Genomic DNA, 19,630 nt, shown 5'->3' with positions numbered 1-19,630 from the left:
CCAACTCAGCAAATGGACAATCCGAATGGACAAGCGCCTGCTTGATGAAGACGAAGTTATGCAGATCTGCTTCGTCACCGACGACGTGGTGAAATCAGCGCAATGGTTTGCCGATCTCACCGGCAAACCGATGCCGACCGAAGGTCGCGCTGCCGAACCCGAAGAGGCCAAGGCCATCTATCGCGGCAAGCCCGCCGATGTCGGCTGCCGGATCATGATGTTCAAATTCGGTAATATCGACGTCGAATTCCTGCAGCCCGGTCCGGAAAAGAGCGCCTGGCGTGACCTGCTCGAAGAGAAGGGTCCCGGTTGCCACCATATCGCCTTTCGTACCCGCAACCTGACCAAGCGCGACGCCTACCTTGAATCTAAAGGACATCCCCTGCTGCAGCGTGGCGAATTCGATGGCAGCCATGGGCGCTACGCCTACTACGACACCGTCAAGGATCTGGGCGTGATGATCGAGTTGCTGGAATTCGACAAGGACAAGGAAGCCCAGCCCTGAGGCCAGGTCTTCCTGCCTATGCGTCCCGGCACTGGTCGGGGCGGAAACACTCTACCGACCAAATGGGCTACCATGACCTATCCGATCGCCTACCAGCTTTATTCATCGCGCAATTTTCCGCCACTGGCGGCGCAGCTGCCCGTCCTCAAGGCGATGGGCTACGATGCCATCGAGCCATGGCTTCCGGCCTATGAAGCCGATCCGGCGCTATTCCGTCGGCAACTCGATGATGCGGGCCTGAAATGTATCGGCTTCCATATGCCGCTGGCAGGTCTTGTCGGAGAAACTCAACGCTATATCGAGATCGCCCAGACCCTTGGCGCGACTTATCTCATCCCGCCCTATGTGACCGCCGAAGAGCGCGAACCCACCGTTGCCTACTGGCGGGCACTGGGCGAAAAGCTGGCGCGCGGCGCGGAAGCGGTCGCCCCGCACGGCCTCATGGTCGCCTGGCATAATCACGATTTTGAATTCGTGGCGCTGGACGATGGCAGCCGTCCCATTGACCATATCTTTGCCGCCGGCGGCCCTTCGGTAAAGTTCGAGATCGACTGCGGCTGGGTCGTTCGCGCCGGTGCGGACCCAGCAGCGGAACTGAAACTTTTCGCCGACAGGATTGTTGCCATCCAGACCAAGGACACTGCGCCGCCGGGGACAAAGCAGGATGATGGCTGGACGGCCACCGGCGATGGCATCATCGACTGGGCGGCGCTGGTACCGTTGTTCGGCAAGACGGCAGCCGATCACATCGTCACCGAGCACGACAACCCAAGCGACTGGCAGGCCTTTGCCAGCCGGTCCATCAATCATCTCAAGGCGCTGGGGCTTTAACGGGCTATGGGCACGCCAACAATTGCAGAGCTCGAGGCGCAACAGACGCTCCTGCAGTTGCCGCGCTTCGATTATGCCATGGCCTGGGCGCTGGGCGCACATATGCAGTCTGAGGCGGCCCGGCGCAATTTGCCCGTGGCCATTGAGGTAACTCATGGGGCAACACCGGTGTTCTTCGTGCTTATGCCCGGAGCAACGCCCGACAACCCGGACTGGGTGCGACGCAAGCGCGCCGTCGCCCTTCGGTTCCACCAGAGCTCGCTCCATATGCGGTTGCTGTGCGAGCAGCATGGCTGGGACTTTGCCACCCGCTTCCGGTTGTCAGACGCCGACTATGCTGCCAGCGGCGGCGGCGTGCCCATTGTGGTCAGCGGCGTCGGCGTGGTGGGGGCTGCAGCAGTCAGCGGACTTCCAGATGTGGAGGATCACGATCTGGTCGTTGCGGCATTGCAAAGCCTGCTGTCGGAATAGGCCATCACCAAGAAGGAATTCGACATGTCCACAAACTCACCGGAACTGTTCTGGTCAAAGCCGAACGGCATGCTGCCGAATAGTCGCTTTCCGCTGCTTGTGCACCGCAGTGGCATCAACGGAGGTAGTGAGGCGGCAGTGCTGGAGCGATTCAAGACCAACGGCTGGCTGAACAACTGGCGTTATCCCGGCGTCTATACCTACCCCCATTTCCATTCGACCACGCATGAGTGTCTGGGCGTGGCCAGCGGCTGGATGGATGTGGCGCTGTTCGGCAAGGGCGGTATTACCATCCGCGTCTCAGCTGGCGACGTCATCGTTATGCCGGCCGGCGTTTCGCATAGCATGGTCGGGCACTCCGACGATGTCATGATGATCGGTGGTTATCCCGATGGCCGCGACTGGGACAATATGCAGGAAGATCATCTCTCCGAAGAGGGGCGTCGGGCCGCTGCCAAGCGGATCATGATGTTGCCCATTCCCAATCTTGATCCCGTCACCGGCGAGGTCATGCAGGAATGGATCGACGCGCCGTCTTCGGTCGATGCCGATCTCAACGACTTCCGGGATGGCCTCGACCCCGTCTGAAACGAGGCCGATGATGCCGCCGCAAATATTCAAGGTGATGAAATGAGCTTCAAATTTCCCCGGCGTGGTCGCAGCCTCGGCAAGGGCCAGCTGTCAAAGCTGACAGTCATCGACCTCGATGGCAAGCAGGAGATCATCTTCAGCGCTGACGAAGTCATTGAAGCGCCCAATTGGAGCCCGGACGGGAAGTGGCTGGTGTTCAACGCAGGGGGCAGGCTCTTTCGCATGCCAACGGTCGGCGGCGCGCCCCAAGAGATCGACAGCGGCCACCTTGATGACCTCAACAATGATCACGTGATTTCACCCGATGGCCTGACGGTCTATGTCAGCTCGGACGACGGGCACCTTTACGCCGTTCCCGTCAATGGTGGCGCACCGCGCAAGGTGTCGAACAACCATGCGACCCCGCACCACTATTACCTCCACGGGATATCGCCCGACGGAGCGACCCTGTCCTACGTTGCCGTCGAAAAGCCGGCAGGCGAGAGGATGGTCAATGTCTTCACCATTCCCTCTGCCGGCGGACCCGATACGCGCCTGACCAATTTGACCGTCCCTAACGACGGCCCTGAATACTCACCGGATGGCCGGTGGATCTACTTCAACTCCGAACTGGCTGCGTCGCGCCTCGGACACGCCCAGATTTTCCGAATGCACGCCACCGATGGCAGTGGCTTGGAACAACTAACATTCGATGCGCGCGTCAACTGGTTCCCACACCTGTCGCCGGATGGACAATGGCTTGTTTATCTGAGCTACCCCGAAGACACGGAGGGACATCCGACCGACAAGCACGTGGAACTACGCCTGATGTCTCCGGAAGGCGGTGACTACAGCGTTCTGGCACAGTTTTTCGGGGGGCAAGGCACAATCAATGTAAATTCCTGGTCGCCGGATAGCCAGCGTCTGGCGTTCGTATCCTACCCCGTGGAAGACGTGCCGCTTTAGGATCGTGGTAACTCCCGAGGACAGATGCTCCGCAGGGCGATTTGCCACACATGGCCTGTGCCTGCCTACGGACGAGGCCATACCTGTAGACTGAAGGTGTGTGGAGGCCACACGGCCCAATGTCCATCCTAGACCAGCCTCCAATCATCGCATCTGTTTGCTGCGTTGGCCTGCAGGTAGCCAGTCTGGGCATGGTACTTCAAGCACCCAGGGGAGCATTTTCAATCATGTAACGGGAATGAAGGCAGAGCGCCGCTGCGCCGACGGCTTTGCCGAGGCTGCCTATATCGCCACGCTGCACCGCAACGCCAGGGACGTCTTGCTGCAATAAGCTAGCGACCCGGTCGCACAGTTCACCTGCGACTGAGCGGGGGAAGCGCCCGTCAATGATAGCTATGCGGATGTCAACGAAGCTGGAAAGCGCCGTGATCGCGTCGGCGAGGTCAGTGGCACATTTCTTGAGCCAGTAAGATTGCGCGGCACCGAATACCGGCCAATGCTCATCGCCGCGCCAGATGGCATTGGCTTCGTCCCGCTCAATCTCGTTGATCGCGTCATGCAAGTCGCGCAGGGACGTCATTTGCGGACTGGTCTTGAAAGGGCGGCCGGCATAAATCCGGTGGCCGAGCGCAAGTCGGCAGCTGGTGGAGCCGCCGACGAACATATAGGCAAAATCGTCGAGCTGGCGCGCGGAGCCGAAGATCATTTCCGCCCCGGTGGCCGCCGTGACATCGTTCTGGATATGCACTTCCATGCCAGCAATAGTGTTTACCTCGGTCTCGAAATTGACTTCGGACCACCGTTTGACTGCATGCGCTGGCATGTCGGGCAAGTCGAGGTTCTCTATGCCCTCCGGCACGGCGATGCCGATACCCGTCAGCCGTTCCTGGTGACCGGCCGAAAGAGTTCCGCGCAATCTGTCCAGGTCAGACCCTAGTCGATCAAAAATGACTTCGGCGTCGGGCCAGTCATAGATATAGCCGATACGACTGCGGACCTGCCCGAGGAAGTCGATCAGGATCAAATCGGTGCTCTTCATGCCGATTTTCATGCCAATGGCGAAGGCGCCGTCCGGGCGAAGCGACAGAGGGGTGGTGGGCGGCCCGACACGACCACGTTGCGCATCGCCAAGCACCACAAGTTCGTCCCGCTCCAGCGCGCGTACGATCACCGAAATCGTCTGGGCGCTCAATCCGCTGCGCTGGCACAGCTCCATCCGGGACAAATTGCCGTGCTGACGCAGCAGCGACATGACGAGTCGCTCATTATAACTGCGGACACTGATCTGATTGAGACCGCCGACCCGATCATCAACTCTTATCGCCGTTGGCGGCGCGAAACGCATGTCAGGCACAATTTGGGCCCTTCGTTTTTCTCATTGATCGAGGTGTCACAGGTCCGGCCAGCCAATAGCCAGAACTGCTTCGGCCATTGCAACGCCAAGTCGTTTATGTCCATCGGCGTCGAGATGGAAGCCATCGATATCGCTAGAGCTCACGACCGAACCGGCATCAAAGAAGTGTACTTCCATCGCGTCGGCAATGCTCGAATATTCCGCTGCCAACAATAGAGATTTCCCGCGCCCGCCATCGAACACGCTTTCCCAGCCATGCAGGTCCTCAAGGATTGGCGGCGGCGAGACGATCATGATCTCGGGGATGCGTCCGCCCGGCCCGGCGCGCAGCTCCTTGATGTCCTGAACCAACGCACCTATGCCCATGGCGATTTCGGAGGCTGGCTTCCCAAACCGCACCTTGAGATCATTGGTGCCCAGCATGACGATCACCAAATCCAGTGGTTTATGGCTTTGGATACAAGGCTTGAGGTAGCGACGACCATTCTTCTCACGACCTTCGATGGGGTCATCGCTCACGGTGGTGCGGCCGCTGAGACCCTCCTCAATGACCAGCCAGTGCGGTGCCAGTAGGCCACGCATGACCCCGGGCCAGCGGATGGTTGGACCGAAGCGCTCATCAGGAGTGTCGGCCGATGTCTGCCCATAAGTATTTGAATCGCCGAAACAAAGTACGGACCTCATCGTCTCTCCTCAAGATGGCGCGCGCGTTATGTGGTGCAGGATTCGCCCGACCCTAGGTAGGCCACTCTGCAAAGTCAATTGTTCATTCATTCTGACTAATCATTTGACAAGGCCGTTTGGCTGCTGTTTGCTGCAGGCGAATGAGCGGGGGAGACCGTTGAACGGTCGCTGGTTTTTCATTCAATCCTGAGGAGGAGAACATGCAACTTCAATTTGCGACTGCGCGCCGGGCCCTGACGCGACTGGCCTGTGCCGTGTCGCTGACGGCGATAGCTGCCACCGCGCCTATCCAGGCGCAGGAGGAAGGTCCGATCCTGGTGGTCAGCGGGCCGCTGTCTTGGCCATTCTTTGCTGCGGTAAAGCAGGGCTTCGACGACGCGGCAGAACTTTACGGCGTGGAGTACCAGTACATCGCGGTGACAGACACCGCCAATATGACCAGCGACTATCCGCGTCTGCTTCAGCAGGCCATCAGCCGCAATCCGTCCATACTACTGGTCGGCGAGTTCTTTCCCGACGGAATGGATCCACTGATCAAGGAGGCCACCGAGCAGGGTATTCCAGTAATCATCCACAATTCGGGACAGACCCTTTGGGAGCAGAACGGGTCGCTCGGCTTCATCGGGGAAGACCCCTACCAGATGGGCTATAAGGCTGGACAGATCCAGGCGGAGAGCGGCGTCACCAAGGGACTTTGTTTCAACCAGGTGCCAGGCAATCCGACCGTCGAAGCGCGTTGCACCGGCTATGTAGCCGCCATGACTGAAGCCGGGGCCGAAACCATCTACCAGACGATTGGCACGGGGGAAGCAACCAACCTGCAGGCGATGAAGCAGTCAATTATGGGCACCTTGCAGGCCAATGCCGATATTGACGGCATCTACACACTAAATGCAGAGCCAGCGATCAGCGCTCTGCGGGCCGTTCAGGATGTCGGGCGCGTTGGCGAGGTGAGCATTGGCACCGCTGACTTATCCAATGAAGTGCTCGAAGCGATAAAGTCGGGCGAAATCGCCTTTGCGATGGACCAACAGCCCTACCTGCAGGGTTACCTGTCGATCCAGTCTGCGGTGCTCTATCAGCGCTACGGCCTGCACCCGATTGGCGCCGTGACCACGGGCCCGCTGGTGATCGACAGCAGCAATGTCGACAAGACATTGGAAGTCAACCGTGAGTTCGCAGGCGTCCGCGGCGCCTCCTGACAATAGGACCTCCCCGGGTGGCCGCGTGGCCGCCCGGGTCATTGCCGCAATCTAACCTGGGAAAGCATTGCCCTGATGCGAAGTCTTCTACGACGGCCCGAATTCGGCGCCATTGCCGCCTTCCTGGTCACCTATCTGTTTTTTGCCCTGACGACGAGTTCGGCGGGCTTCGTGTCGATCAACGGGACGGCGGGATGGCTTAACCTGGCGGCGGAACTGGGGATCATCGCCATTCCGGTTGGCCTGCTGATGATTGCGGGGGAGTTCGATCTCTCCATCGGATCAACGGTGGGAGCGGCGTCCATGGTCGTAGCCATCGGGACCAATTTTCTTGGCATGCCGATCTGGCCGATGGTCGGGCTTGCGCTGCTCATGGGTGCCGTCATCGGGCTGGTCAATGGAATTGCCGTGGTCAGAACAGGCGTTGCCTCCTTCATTGTGACGCTGGCAACCAATTTCGTGGTGTTGGGCGCAGCCATGGGTCTGTCGCGGCTGATTGCCAACGTAACCTCAAGCTCCATCGTGTCCGACCCGGCCGCCAAGTTCCTGTTTTCCGCGCGCTGGGGACAGGCAAACATCTCGATCCTGTGGTGGGGCCTGATTGCGCTCGTTGCGGCTTACGCGTTGGCCCGGACCAGTTTCGGCAACTGGATCTTTGCAACTGGCGGAAATCTCACCGCCGCACGCGGCGCCGGCGTGCCGGTCGAGCGGGTAAAGATCACTCTCTTTGTCTGCACGGGCATGGCAGCCGCCTTTGTTGGCATTCTCCAGGGCGTGCAGTGGAATTCGGGCAATGCGACATACGGCATGGGGTACGTGTTCCAGGCGCCAATCGTGGCGGTCATCGGTGGTGTGCTGCTGGGCGGTGGTTATGGGTCCGTGCTAGGCATCGTCATCGGCACCGCCATCTTCGGAGTGATTTCAACCGGCATTTTCTACACGGGATGGAGCACCGACTGGATCCAGCTCTTTCTTGGCCTGCTGCTGGGGGCCGCCGTACTGGCCAACAATTACATTCGCCGGTTCGCCCTGGCGGCACCGAAGGGTTAAACCATGACGGACCTCCACCCCATTCTCGAACTGCGCGGCGTCAGCAAGACATTTGGCTCGACCCATGCACTGGACGATGTCTCCCTGCAGGTCCACCCCGGCCGCATTCTCTGCCTTCTGGGTGATAATGGCGCGGGCAAGTCTACCCTGATCAAGGTTCTGTCGGGCTTTCACCCGGCAAGCCGCGGCATGGTGCTGTTTGATAACAAGGAGATCCGTTTCAGCGGCCCGCGCGAGGCGCGCAAACTCGGAATCGCGACGGTGCATCAGGATGTGGGCTCGATTCCCCTCATGAGCGTTGGGCGCAATTTTTTCCTGGGCGCAGAGCCGGTGCGCAGATTTGGTCCTATGCGAGTTCTCGATCTGAAGATGGCTAATCGCATCGCCCTTGAGCAGATGCAGAAGTTCGGCATCACGCGAGTGAAAAATGGTGATCAGCTAGTCGGCACCATGTCCGGCGGCGAGCGGCAAGTTCTCGCTATTGGTCGGGCCATGTATTTCGGGGCTCGAGTGCTCATCTTGGACGAGCCAACCTCGGCCTTGGGCGTCAAGGAAGCGGCCATAGTGCTGAAGTTCATGCGACAGGCGCGGGCGAATGGGGTCGCCATCGTCTTCATCACGCACAATGCCCGTCATGCCATGGCAGTGGGGGACGACTTTTCCGTCCTTATTCAAGGAAAGATCGCCGCGCAGTTCCACCGCGGTGAAAAAACGCGCGAGGAGGTGCTGAACCTGATGGCTGGCGGGGAGCAGATGGCTGATCTCGAGCGCGATTTAGAGGACATTGACTAATGGACCTCTCAATAAGGACCATCAGCTCATCAAAACGGTTCAGCGGTATATTGGCTTACTGGGGTGATCGTCGCGTGTCCGCCTTCAGGCATGGCCAAATTCCGTCCAGTGACCGATTTGAAGCGCAAGGCTGTCAGGTAACTGCCACCCCGCCACCCTGTTGAGGCGTCCTGATTGCGGGATATCGCCGATCATCGGCGCCGTGGTCGCCGAATTCGTCACGGCAGAGGATCGCCTGGGCTTTTTCATCGGCTTTTCGACCTCATTCTCCAAAATCTGGCAGGCCTTCGCGGGGCTGGTGGTACTGGTGGCCCTCAGCCTGCTGATGTTCCGCACCGTGGTCCGGGTGTAAACACGGCTCGCGCCATGGTCGCTGCCGAGGGCTGAAAGGAAATAGAGCTCGGCGCGATCAACTGATCTGCTCATGGCAATCCGCACTGCCGGTTGGCACCACGTCCGCTTTCGGGACAGCGTGAAGGCGACTTGAACGACCGAAACGGGGCGCATTGCAGTCCGGCGGCTTCCAACCTCCGCTAGGCGACTACGACCTATCCGGCCTGCTCTGCTATTGGCCAATCCCGCTTCACTGCCTAGAGACTTTGCCTGTGGAACCTCGGGCCGTGCGACCTGGTGGTGCCCCATGACAGAGCGCCAAGGAAATTAAGCGCCACGAAATTACCTAAGACATTGGTTTTCTTTAAGATAAATGGCGCGCCCGGAACGATTCGAACGTCCGACCCCCAGATTCGTAGTCTGGTGCTCTATCCAGCTGAGCTACGGGCGCGCAGGCCGACGATGCGGCAGGCTTCGTGGATCGGTGCGGCTGGCGCTTCCGATCGAAGCGGGGCAACCCATACATGGGCGTTCTGCCCATTGCAAGCGGGTCACCGCGATTTTTGTGGACGCAATTAGGTCTCCAGGCGTCGGCGCGGCAGGGTGATGTCAAATTGTGTACCATGCTCTGCCTCGGCCAGCGCCAGGGTGCCGCCATGCGCCTCCACGATCTCGCGCGCAATGGCCAGGCCCAGCCCGGTCCCGCCCGAGCGCGCCGACCCTTCGAACGCCACGAAAAGGTTCTCCCGGGCGCGCGGCGGCAGGCCGGGCCCATTGTCACTGATCGAGATCACGACCCTTTCGGCCTCGCTGCTGGCGGCCACGGCAACAGCCGGCTCTCGCAGTTCTGAGGCGTCCGCTTCGAGCGCCTCGCGCGCATTCTTGAGCAAATTGACCAGCACCCGTCCCATCTGCCCGGCGTCCACCTCGACGACCAGCGCCGCGTCGACACTATTGTCGAATCCGATCAGCGGATTGCCCGACACGCGAGCCTCAAAGGCTGCGTCATCGACCAGCGCGCGCAGCGCCACCGCGGCAAAGCGGGGCACCGCCGTAGTTTCCCGTCCATAGTCGAGCACCGACTGGGCAAAGCCGATCGCCTTGTCGAGGGTATTCACCAGCCGTGGCGCCAGCCGCTGCACCTTGGGATCATCCAGAGTCGCCACCTGGTCCGAGAGCAATTGCGCTGAAGTCAGCGTATTGCGCAGGTCATGATTGATCTTGGCCACGGCCAGCCCCAGATCGGCCAGATGCCGACGCTGTCGCAGCATGGAAAACAGGTCGCTTTCCATGGCCGCCAGCTCCCGCTCCAGGATGCCGATTTCGTCGCCGCGCGCGGATGGCGTCAGGATCAGGGCTGCATTTTCTGGCGCCTTGCGGAAGGCCAGCATGTTGTCGGTCATCCGCAGCACCGGATCGATAAAGAGGCGGCTGACCAGCACGTAGAGCACAAACGCGGTCACCGCTGCGATGCCGAGCGACACCAGGGCAATGGAGCGCGAGTAGTCGATCATGTCGCGGCGCAGCGGCGCCTCGGGCATTAGCAGCTCGACCAGGCTCTCGTCCATGTCGCCGGCGCCAACCACGCGCACGGTCCGGCCCGGCCCTGCAAACAGGGTGTCAAGCGCACCCCAGACCTGGCTGGGCAGGTCGCGCAACCGCAGGTCGGCGGTCACCACGACGTCGGGCATGACCGGGTCGGTCAACTCGATCATCTGGCTCTGCCCCTCGCGGCGATAGACGATGGCGTCGGCGCCGGCCGCGTTGAGCAGCCGGTCGGTAAGTTCGCGCGGTAGCGCCATGACATCGGGAACGGCGTCGAGCACGCGGGCAGCCACCACACCGACCCGCAAGCGATCCTCCAGCCAGGTGGACCTGAAACTGGCCAGCGAGGGCAGATAAACGACAATCTCCACGAACAGGATGACCCCGATGATCGTGGCGATCAGCTTGCTCGAAAGGCCCGAAAACCGGCCTGTAATAGTGCTGGGCTGGTCTTTCATCGCCCCGATCCTATGCCAGTCGCCCCCCGGCGTCAGGCGAATTCTTACCTCGGTTCAGAGGCGCAACATGCGGGCAAGCGCGCCGCGGCGCTTCGCCCAGGAAGATACGGTGCGCACCGCCATTCGGTTTTCGCCCAGCGCTGCAAGGCTCGACATCAGGCTCGGATGGGGCACGGGCAGGTCCGCCAGAGCATCAAGCGCCAGCCCCTGGTCCATCGCCAGGGCGAGGACCCCGGCCATATCCGCTGCGCCCGGCCCCACCACGCTGGCCCCGACCAGCCGGCCCTTGGGGTCGGTGAGGACTTTGACCAATCCACCGCTCTGCCCGCGTGCCTGTAGCAGCGCGTTTTCGACGAGGTTGGCGCGATAAAGGCCATGCCCCGGCGTCAGCTTGCCGGTATCGGCCGGCAAACGCCCGATCTCGGCCAGGGCCGGTTCGGTCAGCACCAGTCTTGGCTGCGCTGCAGGACGATGCCGCGGCGCGCCTACGGCTAGTGCCTCGACCACCGACCGTCCATGCGACAGCGCATGCTGCCATTGTTCCATTCCCGCGGCCATGCCGGCAACACGAATCCGACGATTGCTGGTCTGCCCCAGCGCCCCAATGGCATATCGGCCGGCCTGGCCCCGCAGGGACCGCAGCCTGGCCATGTCGGGTTTGAGGTCCGAGAGGCGAGCCAACCGTCCATCGCACACCAGCACATGGGAGAGATCGAGCATCGTCTCGCCGCCACTGGGCAGATCCACCACCGCGCCAATCCCCTGCGCGCGCGGCTGGACCGAACGGACCGTGCCGCCATCGAGCACGCGCACGCCCTCTTCGGCCAGAACCTGCAGGAGAATGCTCGCGGTTTCCGGATCATATCCGCTCAGTGCCCAGCCCTGGGGCACCAGGGTCACCTGTGATCCCAGCCGCGCATAGGCCTGCGCCAGCGCCAGCCCCTCGGGGTCCGACCCGATCACGAGGAGATGGCTAAGTTTGCGGGTATTCTCCAGGATGCTGTCGGGGGTGAAATAGCCCGCTTCCTCCAGCCCCGGTACCGCCGGCACGACAGCATCATGCCCGACGGCCAGCACGAATGCCTGGGCGCGGATATGCGTGTCGCCAACCACCAGGCAAGTCGGATCGGCAAAATGGGTAGCCCCGGTCAACATGCTGATCCCAAGGCCCGCCAGCCGCTCCTGGCTGTCAAGCGGTGCCGCGCCTGCGGCTACCTGCCGCGCACGATCCTGCACCGCCTTGATATTGATCTTGGGCTCTACAGCGCCGAGGCCCAGGGCGGGGGCAGCGCGCATGCGGGCCGAGGCTGCTGCGCTAGCGACAAGCGCCGCCACGCGCAGCGCCCGTTGCGGCCCGTCGCCGGGCTCCACAAAGCCGCGGTCAACAAGTGTCACGCCAGCACCCAGCCGCTTTGCATGCTGCGCGAGCATTATGCCCAGCGCCCCTGCACCGACAATGCACAGCTCGGGTCGTACTATCTCAGCCATATCCGCCATCAGGCCAGAACCAATGCAGCTCTTATGCGGGGGAAAGCCCGGCTTGACAACAGGACCGGCAGGCGTGTTCTGGGTGCTGAGGCGCGTTGACTTGAGAGACTCTTTTCCCTATAGACGCGACCAACCCGGAAGGCGGCCTGTCTGTCAGCCGTCATCACAGTTTCTGCTTTCAAGCAGCACCAAACAAGAGGAACCGTGCAACTGCGCGGTCTGATGTCATGAAGCGTACATACCAGCCCTCCAAGCTCGTGCGTGCCCGTCGTCACGGTTTCCGTGCCCGTATGGCCACCAAGGACGGCCGCGCGATTCTCAACCGCCGCCGCCGCGATGGTCGCAAGAAACTTTCGGCCTAAGGGGTTTTTGGCCGGATGACGGCCGAACCCTCTCTGCCAAAAGTGACATTGCGCCGCCTCCGGCGGCGCGCGCAGTTCTTGAGAGCCGCCCGGGGCAATCGCGCCGGGCGTTCTGCGTTTGGGTTGCAGGCCATTGCCAGCCCCGAAAGTGAGCCGGGTGTCGGCTTCACGGTGACCAAGAAGGTCGGCAATTCGCCCGAGCGCAACCGGATGAAACGCCGACTGCGCGCGGCTGCGGCAGCTTGCGCGCGTGACTTTGTGCCCGGACATGACTATGTCCTCTTGGCGCGGCGCGAAGCCCTGAGCCAACCCTTCGACAGAATGGTCGCTGATCTTGGCAGCCTCATCGCCCGTGTGCATGACCCAAAGTCAGGCGACAATCGAAATACTCCCGGCCGCGGCCAACGGAACCCGAGACCATGAATTCTGACAATCGCAATGTGATCCTCGCCGTCGTGCTCAGCATGATCGTGCTGTTCGGCTGGCAGTTCTTCATTGCCGGCCCGCAACTGGAACAGGCCCAGCGCCAGGCCGAGATTGCCGCCGCCCAGCAGGCCGAGGCCGAACAGCTCTCCGTTCCCCAGACCAATGCCGATGGCACCACGGCTGCCGCGCCTTCCGCTGACGGCGCCCTGACCTTTGCCGACCGCGACAGCGCCCTGGCCGCCAGCCAGCGCGTTTCGATTTCCACGCTCGACCTCGATGGCTCGATCAACTTGGCCGGCGCCCGTATCGACGACCTGCAGCTCAAGCAGTATCGGGAAACCACTGATCCTGATTCTGCGATCATTGCCCTGCTCAAGCCTGCCGGCCTGCCGGATGCCTATTTCGTGGAACAGGGCTGGGCCGCCGCCGCCGGTTCAACCGTAAACTTGCCCGGTGGCCAGACCGTCTGGACAGTTGAAGGTGACAACGCCACGTTGACGCCGGAAACGCCGGTAACCCTGCGCTATGACAATGGTGCCGGCCTCGTCTTCCACCGCACCTTCGCCGTGGATGATTATTACCTTTTCACCATCACCCAGACCGTCGACAACACCGGCACCGGCGATGTGGCGCTCTTCCCCTATTCGCGCGTCATCCGCCACGGCAATCCGAGGGTGCAGAACTTCTTCATCCAGCATGAAGGCCCGATCGGCGTCTTGGGGTCGAACAATTATGTCGCCCGCAAATATGGCGACCTCCAGAATGAGCGCCAGGTCGATTTCTCGGCCACCACCGGCTGGCTCGGCATTGCCGACAAATATTGGGCCACAGCGGTCCTGCCCAAGCCCGGCACCGCCATCAATGCGCGCTTCGCCTTCTCCCAGCCCAATGGCACCAATGTCTTCCAGACCAATTACGTCGAGACCCAGCCCGTGGTCGTCCCCGCTGGCGGCAGCGTCAGTCACGAGGCCTATGTCTTTGCCGGCGCCAAGGAAGACCGCGTGATAGGCTCCTATGAACAGCAATACGGCTTCGACCGCCTCGAGCTGCTGATCGACTGGGGCTGGTTCCACTTCCTGACCAAGCCCATGCACTGGCTGCTGGTCACCCTCTACGGTATCCTGGGCAATTTCGGCCTTGCCGTCCTGGCCGTGACCGTTATCGTCAAGGCCATCTTCTTCCCGCTGGCCAACCGCTCCTATGCCTCCATGGCCGCCATGCGACGCGTGCAGCCGGAAATGAAGGCCATGCAGGAGCGCTTCAAGGACGACCGCGCCGCCCAGCAGCAGGCGATGATGGAACTCTACAAGAAAGAGAAGATCAACCCGCTCTCCGGCTGCTGGCCGATCCTGATCCAGATCCCGGTCTTCTTCGCGCTTTACACCGTCATCTTCATCTCGCTCGAAATGCGCCATGCGCCGTTCTTCGGCTGGATTCAGGATCTGGCCGCGCCCGATCCCACCAATATTTTCACCCTGTTCGGCTTGATCCCCTGGGATCCGACGGCTTTGCCGATCCTTGGTTCCTTCCTGCATCTGGGCATCTGGCCGGTCATCATGGGCATCACCATGTGGGTGCAGATGCGTCTCAATCCGCCACCGCCGGATCCGACCCAGGCCATGATCTTCAACTGGATGCCGGTGATCTTCACCTTCATGCTGGGCACTTTCCCCGCCGGTCTGGTGATCTACTGGGCTTGGAACAACACCCTCTCGATCGCCCAGCAATGGGTGATCATGAAGCGCCACGGCGTCGAGGTGAATCTGTTCGGCAATATCCTCGATAGCTTCCGCCGCAAGCCCAAGCCGGCCGAGCCGACCGAGAGCTGAGCCGCAACCAACCCGTTCGAAGGCCCGCCGCAAAGCCGGCGGGCTTCCTCTTTGTGGGAACGACAAGAATGACGCAGCCCGATTACTCCCCCCACATCATCGAACGTGGCCGCCTGCTGTTTGCCCGGCCCTTCCTGTTCGTGAAGGGTTGCGTGCGCCTGGCCGACCTGCCGCCGATGGATCGGGTGGAAATCGCCTTTGCCGGCCGCTCCAATGTGGGCAAGTCCAGCCTCATCAACGCGCTGTGCGGCACTTCCGGCCTGGCGCGCACCTCCAATACGCCGGGCCGCACCCAGGAACTCAACATCTTCGAGAGCCAGAGCGAGAACCTGCGCATCGTCGACATGCCGGGCTACGGCTATGCCAAGGCGCCCGAGCCCAAGGTTCGCGCCTGGACCGCGCTCATCCATCAATATCTCACCGGTCGCGCCACCCTGCGGCGCGTCTATGTGCTGGTGGACAGCCGCCATGGCCCCAAGGACAATGACCTCTCGGTGATGAACGAGCTCGACCGCGCCGCGGTGAGCTACCAGGTTGTGCTGACCAAGATCGACAAACCCTCAGCCGGGGAACTGGAAAAGGTCATCGCCATGACCGAGGCCGCCATCGCCAAGCGTCCGGCGGCTCACCCCGACGTCATCCAGACCTCGAGCGAAAAGGGCTCCGGCCTCAACCAGCTCCGCACCGAAATCGCCATGCTGCTCGAGAGCTGATCGGGCAGGCGATCGTTGAAAATGATCCGGGCGCCACGCAATGCCCCTTGTTTCTCCCGCCGCCGACGTCAGCCTGCGGACGCTACCGCGCCTGCTCGAAAAACTGCCTGATATAGCGGCGCATGGCCATGCTGTCGGAGGCGGTGGCAAACGAGGTCAGCGCCCCCTCGATCACGGCATCCGGTGCCCTTCCCCGCCGCAACTCCACCAGCGCCCTTGCATAGTCGTCATCGAATTCGGGATGCGGCTGAAAGCTGAGCGCGCGGCCGTTGCGATAGAGAAGCCCGGCATTGGGCGCGAACTCTGATGCTAGGATCACCTCCGCCTCGTCGGGCGGCGCGATCACCTGGTCCTGATGCGAACACGCCACCATCAGGGTTTCCGGAGCGTCGGCCATGAAGGCGGGTCTTTGCTTGACTACATAGCTGTGCCGGCCCATGCCCCAGCCGCGTTCAGATTTCCGCACATCGCCACCCAGCGCGTCGGCCATGATCTGATGTCCGAAGCAGATGCCCAGCATGGGGGTGCCCGCAGCATAGGCGTTGCGGATGAATTCGCGCAGCGGCGGCAGCCAGGTGTGATCCTCATAGACCCCCGCCGGAGAACCGGTGATGACGACACCATCAAGACCCGCCGGGTCGGGGAGGGCGCTAGCCACCTCGACATCGACATCCTCGAAGTCAAACTGGGCACCAGCCGATTCGAACATATCGCGGAACATCAACCGATATTCCTTGAATCGCGGCTGAAGTGGCGCCGGGACGGCGCCGGTCTGGACAATCGTGAGTTTCATGAAGGGGCAGGATTTATTGAACCTGCCATTCAGATACCGATATCATGGCCTTCATGCAACTTTTCGCTGCACCCTACTTGTCGCCGTCCTTGGGAGGCGACTTGTCGGCGTCGTTCTGGCTATCCTTGGTCTTCGCATCCCCCGGCACCTGCCCGAAATGCGTGCCGCCAAGATGACCACCAGCGTTGACGTTGGTTGGTTTTTCCTCGGACTTATTCTCGTCCCGATTGTCACTCGTCTTCTCGTTGCTGGCCATGGTGACCCTCCTTCTATTGAGGTCCAATGGACGACAGCGAACTTCGTTCCGCCGAGCCTGGCCTACACCGCCGGCTCAAATCGCAGCGACAACCCGTTGATGCAATAGCGGAGGCCCGTTGGCTCGGGACCATCCTCGAACACATGGCCCTGGTGCCCGCCGCAATTGGAGCAGTGTACCTCAATGCGGGTCATGAACAGGGTATTGTCTTCCATCGTGCCGATAGCGCCAGGAATGAAATCCCAGAAGCTCGGCCAGCCGGTTCGGCTGTCATACTTTTTCTCGGATTCGAACAGCGCCTGGTTGCAACCGGCACAGTGGAAGATGCCGGCGCGCTTCTCATCATTGAGCGGCGAGGTGAAGGGGCGCTCTGTGGCCTCGTGCCGCAGCACCTGATAGGCCGATTCCGACAGCCTGTCCTGCCATTCCGCGTCGGTCAGCGTGAAGGGAAAATCGCCCTCCGCGGCCTGGGTCACCCGGCCAAGGCCAAGGGCGGCGCCAAGGCTCAACAAACAGCCGGAAATCAGAAACTTGCGTCGAGAAATGCGCATCACGCGTCTCCTTCAATTGAGATGACGCCACCCGGTCGAATGAAACGACTGGGCAGCGTCAAAGCAAGAGTGACGTGACCATAGCAGCCAGGGGAGCGCTATGGTGTCACGTCAAGGTGAGGCTCCGCCAGAAGGAATGGAAGCGGGCGGAGCCCTGTTCCCTGCGCCATTCGATGCGGCGCAGGTTTTGGTTACATCGCCGGCAGAAGCACGGCGTCGATGACGTGGATCACACCGTTCGACTGGTCGACGTCAGCGATGGTCACGGTGGCCATGCCGCCATTGGCATCGGTAATCTTGACCATGTCGCCATCGAGCGAGAATGTCAGTTCGCCACCCTGGACGGTTGCGGCCTTGTACTCGCCGCCATTGTCGTTGATCATCTGCACTAGATCGCCCGAATTGATGTCGCCGGCAATCACGTGATAGGTCAGAACGGCAGTCAGCTGGTCCTTGGCTTCGGGAGCGAGCAGGCCTTCAACAGTACCGGCCGGCAGGGCCTCAAAGGCAGCGTTGACCGGTGCAAACACGGTGAAGGGGCCTTCGCCCGACAGGGTCTCGACCAGGCCAGCGGCCTGAACGGCGGCAACCAGGGTCGTATGGTCAGCCGAATTTACAGCGTTTTCGATGATGTTGTTGGTGGCAGGCATGGCGGCGCCGCCGACCACGGGAGCGTCCTGGGCGATGACGCCACCGGCGACCGAACCAAATGCCAGAACGGCAGCGACGGAGAGAGCACGAAGAGAGATAGTCATATTGAAGTTCCTTCCTGTGTAAATCTGTTCCCATTGCTTTCGTGGGACGCAGGAAGATACGGGCCGTTGGTCGAGGCAGTTTCGATATCAGCAAAAAAAGTCGTTCTAGCCGAAAATAAATTTTTATCTCTTATTTTCAGTCTCTTACGAGATGTCGCTTCGGACATCTCCAACCGAAATAAAAGAACTAATTGTGGTGATCCGTCCTGACGGCGTCTGCGTAAGAAGGAACTCCTCACCCTCGGGTTGCCTGGTGACAATAAAAAATCCCTCCGGCCAGCGGAGGGATTTCCAAAGGAGTACTAGGGCCTAGGCGACCTAGCCGCGCAGTCCAGACCAGGCCGGATCCGAGGCATAGCTTTCGGTGGGAACAGTCTGGGCCGCCCTTCCCCAGATATCCACGCTCATCAGGCGCGGACCGTCATTGCCGCCCGGATCCTGGTAGAACATGATCACCCTTCCATTGGGCGCCCAGGTTGGTCCCTCGGCGTGATAGCCGGAATAGAGCAGGCGCTCGCCCGACCCATCGGGGTTCATGATGCCGATATGGAACTGTCCGCCCGACTGCCGGGTAAAGGCGATGAGATCGCCATTGGGCGACCAGACCGGGGTGGAATAGCTGCCCTGACCAAAGCTGATGCGCTGGGCGTTGCCGCCACCGGCACCCATCATGTAGATCTGCGGCGAGCCGCCACGGTCGCTTTCGAACAGGATGCGGCTGCCATCGGGCGAAAAGCTCGGCGACGTATCGATCGCTGCGCCGGAGGTGAGCTGGCTCGGCTGCCCGCCACCAATGGCAACCGTATAAATATTGGTGCTGCCGCCCTGTTCCACCGAAAATGCCACCGTGCCGCCATCGGGCGAAAAGCGGGGCGCGAATGTCATCGCGCCGACATTGGCCAGGCGCTGTTGCTGCCCTGTGGACAATTGCAGCAGATAGACCTGTGGATTGCCCTCGGAGAAATTCATATAGGTGACCAGGTCGCCATTGGGCGAGAATCGGGGGGTCAGCGCCATGCTGTTGCCATCGGTCAGATAGCTTACATTGGCCCCGTCCTGATCCATGATGGCCAGGCGCCGCACGCGATTAGCCTTGGGGCCGCTTTCGGCCACATAGAGTACCCGCGTATCGAAATAGCCGGTGCCGCCGGTGAGCTGGGAATAGATCGCGTCCGAGACCAGATGCCCGATACGGCGGGCGGAACTGGGATCGGTATTGTAGCTGTTGCCCACCACCTGTGCGGCCTGCTGGGTGTCCCACACGCGCACCGATGCCGAAATCTGTCCCCCGCGCTCCACCGCGCCCATCACGACGCCATCGACATTGGCCGTGCGCCAGACATTGAAGTCCGGCGTCGCATTGACGTCGCCCACCTGCACCGGCAGCGAGGCCGGGTCGAGCGGCAGGAACAGGCCAGAGCGCCGTAGATTGTTGCGCACGATATCGGCGATTTCCCGCCCGAAGGCCGGATCGGACGAGGCGAAATTGGGAATGGCAATCGGAAGCGGCTGGAAATTGGCGCCCTCCACCACGATGCGCAATTGCGCAAAGGACATGGGTGCCGTGGCGAACAGGGCGCCACCGGCCAGGCCGAGCTTGAGCGCTGCGCGTCGATTGAAAAGGGTCATAGGTCCTAAATCTCTCCGGTCTTGCCGTTTGGGCCGCAGTTTGGCCAGCAAACAGGCAAATTCAAGG

22 protein-coding genes and 1 tRNA gene are annotated in these 19,630 nt (G+C 61.3%); 13 read left to right on the top strand and 10 right to left on the bottom strand.

What is annotated here, in order from left to right; all coding sequences use genetic code 11:
* The first annotated feature begins 25 nt into the window (after positions 1–25).
* The 5 genes from ACXYMS_RS01715 to ACXYMS_RS01695 all read left to right on the top strand — a co-directional run bounded on the left by ACXYMS_RS01715 (position 26) and on the right by ACXYMS_RS01695 (position 3,343).
* Positions 26–505, top strand: a complete 480-nt coding sequence (locus ACXYMS_RS01715) for a VOC family protein (RefSeq protein ID WP_458903296.1) — start codon at positions 26–28, stop codon at positions 503–505.
* 72 nt (positions 506–577) lie between these two features.
* Positions 578–1,336 carry a sugar phosphate isomerase/epimerase family protein gene (locus ACXYMS_RS01710; RefSeq protein WP_458903295.1) on the top strand — a complete coding sequence of 253 codons (759 nt, stop codon included), beginning with the start codon at positions 578–580 and terminating at the stop codon, positions 1,334–1,336.
* Between the two features lie 6 nt (positions 1,337–1,342).
* Entirely contained in the window at positions 1,343–1,807 is a 465-nt protein-coding gene (locus ACXYMS_RS01705; protein ID WP_458903294.1) for a heme-degrading domain-containing protein, read from the top strand.
* A gap of 24 nt (positions 1,808–1,831) precedes the next feature.
* Positions 1,832–2,395: a cupin domain-containing protein gene (locus ACXYMS_RS01700; protein WP_458903293.1), complete on the top strand. Its 564-nt coding sequence runs from the start codon at positions 1,832–1,834 to the stop codon at positions 2,393–2,395.
* 42 nt (positions 2,396–2,437) lie between these two features.
* Positions 2,438–3,343 carry a TolB family protein gene (locus tag ACXYMS_RS01695; protein WP_458903292.1) on the top strand — a complete coding sequence of 302 codons (906 nt, stop codon included), beginning with the start codon at positions 2,438–2,440 and terminating at the stop codon, positions 3,341–3,343.
* A gap of 199 nt (positions 3,344–3,542) precedes the next feature.
* On the opposite strand, the gene ACXYMS_RS01690 is transcribed toward ACXYMS_RS01695, so the two are convergent.
* Entirely contained in the window at positions 3,543–4,688 is a 1,146-nt protein-coding gene (locus ACXYMS_RS01690; protein WP_458903291.1) for an ROK family transcriptional regulator, read from the bottom strand.
* A gap of 45 nt (positions 4,689–4,733) precedes the next feature.
* The gene (locus tag ACXYMS_RS01685) at positions 4,734–5,381 is read right to left on the bottom strand and encodes an SGNH/GDSL hydrolase family protein (protein WP_458903290.1); all 648 of its coding nucleotides are present in this window, start codon (positions 5,379–5,381) and stop codon (positions 4,734–4,736) included.
* Positions 5,382–5,581: 200 nt separating this feature from the next.
* Between ACXYMS_RS01685 and ACXYMS_RS01680 the strand changes: the two genes are divergently transcribed.
* From ACXYMS_RS01680 to ACXYMS_RS01665, 4 genes are all read left to right on the top strand, one after another.
* Positions 5,582–6,583, top strand: a complete 1,002-nt coding sequence (locus ACXYMS_RS01680) for a sugar ABC transporter substrate-binding protein (RefSeq protein ID WP_458903289.1) — start codon at positions 5,582–5,584, stop codon at positions 6,581–6,583.
* Between the two features lie 75 nt (positions 6,584–6,658).
* On the top strand, positions 6,659–7,633 hold the full coding sequence (locus ACXYMS_RS01675) for an ABC transporter permease (protein WP_458903288.1): 975 nt from the start codon (positions 6,659–6,661) through the stop codon (positions 7,631–7,633).
* 3 nt (positions 7,634–7,636) lie between these two features.
* Positions 7,637–8,425, top strand: coding sequence for an ATP-binding cassette domain-containing protein (locus ACXYMS_RS01670; RefSeq protein ID WP_458903287.1), 789 nt, complete (start codon positions 7,637–7,639; stop codon positions 8,423–8,425).
* Positions 8,426–8,585: 160 nt separating this feature from the next.
* Positions 8,586–8,777: a hypothetical protein gene (locus ACXYMS_RS01665; protein ID WP_458903286.1), complete on the top strand. Its 192-nt coding sequence runs from the start codon at positions 8,586–8,588 to the stop codon at positions 8,775–8,777.
* Between the two features lie 355 nt (positions 8,778–9,132).
* Here ACXYMS_RS01665 and ACXYMS_RS01660 read toward each other — a convergent pair.
* The 3 genes from ACXYMS_RS01660 to ACXYMS_RS01650 all read right to left on the bottom strand — a co-directional run bounded on the left by ACXYMS_RS01660 (position 9,133) and on the right by ACXYMS_RS01650 (position 12,249).
* A tRNA-Arg gene (locus ACXYMS_RS01660) sits at positions 9,133–9,209 on the bottom strand.
* Between the two features lie 124 nt (positions 9,210–9,333).
* Positions 9,334–10,761 (bottom strand): sensor histidine kinase, encoded by a 1,428-nt coding sequence (locus ACXYMS_RS01655; protein WP_458903285.1) that lies wholly within the window; start codon positions 10,759–10,761, stop codon positions 9,334–9,336.
* Positions 10,762–10,815: 54 nt separating this feature from the next.
* Positions 10,816–12,249 carry an FAD-dependent oxidoreductase gene (locus ACXYMS_RS01650; protein ID WP_458903284.1) on the bottom strand — a complete coding sequence of 478 codons (1,434 nt, stop codon included), beginning with the start codon at positions 12,247–12,249 and terminating at the stop codon, positions 10,816–10,818.
* 227 nt (positions 12,250–12,476) lie between these two features.
* Here ACXYMS_RS01650 and rpmH point away from each other — a divergent pair, with 227 nt between their 5' ends.
* The 4 genes from rpmH to yihA all read left to right on the top strand — a co-directional run bounded on the left by rpmH (position 12,477) and on the right by yihA (position 15,579).
* Positions 12,477–12,611: a 50S ribosomal protein L34 gene (gene rpmH / locus ACXYMS_RS01645; RefSeq protein WP_035077916.1), complete on the top strand. Its 135-nt coding sequence runs from the start codon at positions 12,477–12,479 to the stop codon at positions 12,609–12,611.
* A 15-nt stretch (positions 12,612–12,626) separates the two neighbouring features.
* Positions 12,627–13,034 carry a ribonuclease P protein component gene (gene rnpA, locus ACXYMS_RS01640; protein ID WP_458903283.1) on the top strand — a complete coding sequence of 136 codons (408 nt, stop codon included), beginning with the start codon at positions 12,627–12,629 and terminating at the stop codon, positions 13,032–13,034.
* Positions 13,031–14,866, top strand: a complete 1,836-nt coding sequence (gene yidC, locus ACXYMS_RS01635) for a membrane protein insertase YidC (RefSeq protein ID WP_458903282.1) — start codon at positions 13,031–13,033, stop codon at positions 14,864–14,866. The genes rnpA and yidC overlap by 4 nt, the downstream gene beginning before the upstream one ends.
* A 68-nt stretch (positions 14,867–14,934) precedes the next feature.
* On the top strand, positions 14,935–15,579 hold the full coding sequence (yihA, locus tag ACXYMS_RS01630) for a ribosome biogenesis GTP-binding protein YihA/YsxC (RefSeq protein ID WP_458903281.1): 645 nt from the start codon (positions 14,935–14,937) through the stop codon (positions 15,577–15,579).
* An 82-nt stretch (positions 15,580–15,661) separates the two neighbouring features.
* On the opposite strand, the gene ACXYMS_RS01625 is transcribed toward yihA, so the two are convergent.
* The 5 genes from ACXYMS_RS01625 to tolB all read right to left on the bottom strand — a co-directional run bounded on the left by ACXYMS_RS01625 (position 15,662) and on the right by tolB (position 19,563).
* Complete coding sequence (locus ACXYMS_RS01625; protein ID WP_458903280.1) at positions 15,662–16,372, bottom strand: type 1 glutamine amidotransferase; 711 nt, start codon at positions 16,370–16,372, stop codon at positions 15,662–15,664.
* 73 nt (positions 16,373–16,445) lie between these two features.
* Entirely contained in the window at positions 16,446–16,628 is a 183-nt protein-coding gene (locus tag ACXYMS_RS01620; protein WP_458903279.1) for a hypothetical protein, read from the bottom strand.
* Positions 16,629–16,690: 62 nt separating this feature from the next.
* Positions 16,691–17,179 (bottom strand): peptide-methionine (R)-S-oxide reductase MsrB, encoded by a 489-nt coding sequence (msrB, locus tag ACXYMS_RS01615; RefSeq protein WP_458903278.1) that lies wholly within the window; start codon positions 17,177–17,179, stop codon positions 16,691–16,693.
* Between the two features lie 191 nt (positions 17,180–17,370).
* Positions 17,371–17,934 carry a fasciclin domain-containing protein gene (locus tag ACXYMS_RS01610; protein WP_458903277.1) on the bottom strand — a complete coding sequence of 188 codons (564 nt, stop codon included), beginning with the start codon at positions 17,932–17,934 and terminating at the stop codon, positions 17,371–17,373.
* 318 nt (positions 17,935–18,252) lie between these two features.
* Entirely contained in the window at positions 18,253–19,563 is a 1,311-nt protein-coding gene (gene tolB, locus ACXYMS_RS01605; RefSeq protein ID WP_458903276.1) for a Tol-Pal system beta propeller repeat protein TolB, read from the bottom strand.
* Positions 19,564–19,630 lie beyond the last annotated feature (67 nt).

The sequence above is a fragment of the Devosia sp. CAU 1758 genome (assembly GCF_054482695.1).
The sequence above is the reverse complement of the archived record's forward strand: the minus strand, read 5'-3'. Positions and strand labels throughout refer to the sequence as shown.

Bases quoted from the DNA above. Each gene is read 5' to 3' on its own strand.
- ACXYMS_RS01690 (WP_458903291.1), bottom strand. From the start codon at position 4,688: ATGCGTTTCGCGCCGCCAACGGCGATAAGAGTTGATGATCGGGTCGGC.
- ACXYMS_RS01625 (WP_458903280.1), bottom strand. From the start codon at position 16,372: ATGAAACTCACGATTGTCCAGACCGGCGCCGTCCCGGCGCCACTTCAG.
- ACXYMS_RS01620 (WP_458903279.1), bottom strand. From the start codon at position 16,628: ATGGCCAGCAACGAGAAGACGAGTGACAATCGGGACGAGAATAAGTCC.
- msrB (WP_458903278.1), bottom strand. From the start codon at position 17,179: ATGCGCATTTCTCGACGCAAGTTTCTGATTTCCGGCTGTTTGTTGAGC.
- ACXYMS_RS01715 (WP_458903296.1), top strand. From the start codon at position 26: ATGGACAAGCGCCTGCTTGATGAAGACGAAGTTATGCAGATCTGCTTC.
- ACXYMS_RS01710 (WP_458903295.1), top strand. From the start codon at position 578: ATGACCTATCCGATCGCCTACCAGCTTTATTCATCGCGCAATTTTCCG.
- ACXYMS_RS01680 (WP_458903289.1), top strand. From the start codon at position 5,582: ATGCAACTTCAATTTGCGACTGCGCGCCGGGCCCTGACGCGACTGGCC.
- ACXYMS_RS01650 (WP_458903284.1), bottom strand. From the start codon at position 12,249: ATGGCTGAGATAGTACGACCCGAGCTGTGCATTGTCGGTGCAGGGGCG.
- ACXYMS_RS01655 (WP_458903285.1), bottom strand. From the start codon at position 10,761: ATGAAAGACCAGCCCAGCACTATTACAGGCCGGTTTTCGGGCCTTTCG.
- rpmH (WP_035077916.1), top strand. From the start codon at position 12,477: ATGAAGCGTACATACCAGCCCTCCAAGCTCGTGCGTGCCCGTCGTCAC.
- yidC (WP_458903282.1), top strand. From the start codon at position 13,031: ATGAATTCTGACAATCGCAATGTGATCCTCGCCGTCGTGCTCAGCATG.
- yihA (WP_458903281.1), top strand. From the start codon at position 14,935: ATGACGCAGCCCGATTACTCCCCCCACATCATCGAACGTGGCCGCCTG.
- ACXYMS_RS01670 (WP_458903287.1), top strand. From the start codon at position 7,637: ATGACGGACCTCCACCCCATTCTCGAACTGCGCGGCGTCAGCAAGACA.
- ACXYMS_RS01700 (WP_458903293.1), top strand. From the start codon at position 1,832: ATGTCCACAAACTCACCGGAACTGTTCTGGTCAAAGCCGAACGGCATG.
- ACXYMS_RS01695 (WP_458903292.1), top strand. From the start codon at position 2,438: ATGAGCTTCAAATTTCCCCGGCGTGGTCGCAGCCTCGGCAAGGGCCAG.
- tolB (WP_458903276.1), bottom strand. From the start codon at position 19,563: ATGACCCTTTTCAATCGACGCGCAGCGCTCAAGCTCGGCCTGGCCGGT.
- ACXYMS_RS01675 (WP_458903288.1), top strand. From the start codon at position 6,659: ATGCGAAGTCTTCTACGACGGCCCGAATTCGGCGCCATTGCCGCCTTC.
- ACXYMS_RS01685 (WP_458903290.1), bottom strand. From the start codon at position 5,381: ATGAGGTCCGTACTTTGTTTCGGCGATTCAAATACTTATGGGCAGACA.
- ACXYMS_RS01610 (WP_458903277.1), bottom strand. From the start codon at position 17,934: ATGACTATCTCTCTTCGTGCTCTCTCCGTCGCTGCCGTTCTGGCATTT.
- ACXYMS_RS01705 (WP_458903294.1), top strand. From the start codon at position 1,343: ATGGGCACGCCAACAATTGCAGAGCTCGAGGCGCAACAGACGCTCCTG.
- rnpA (WP_458903283.1), top strand. From the start codon at position 12,627: ATGACGGCCGAACCCTCTCTGCCAAAAGTGACATTGCGCCGCCTCCGG.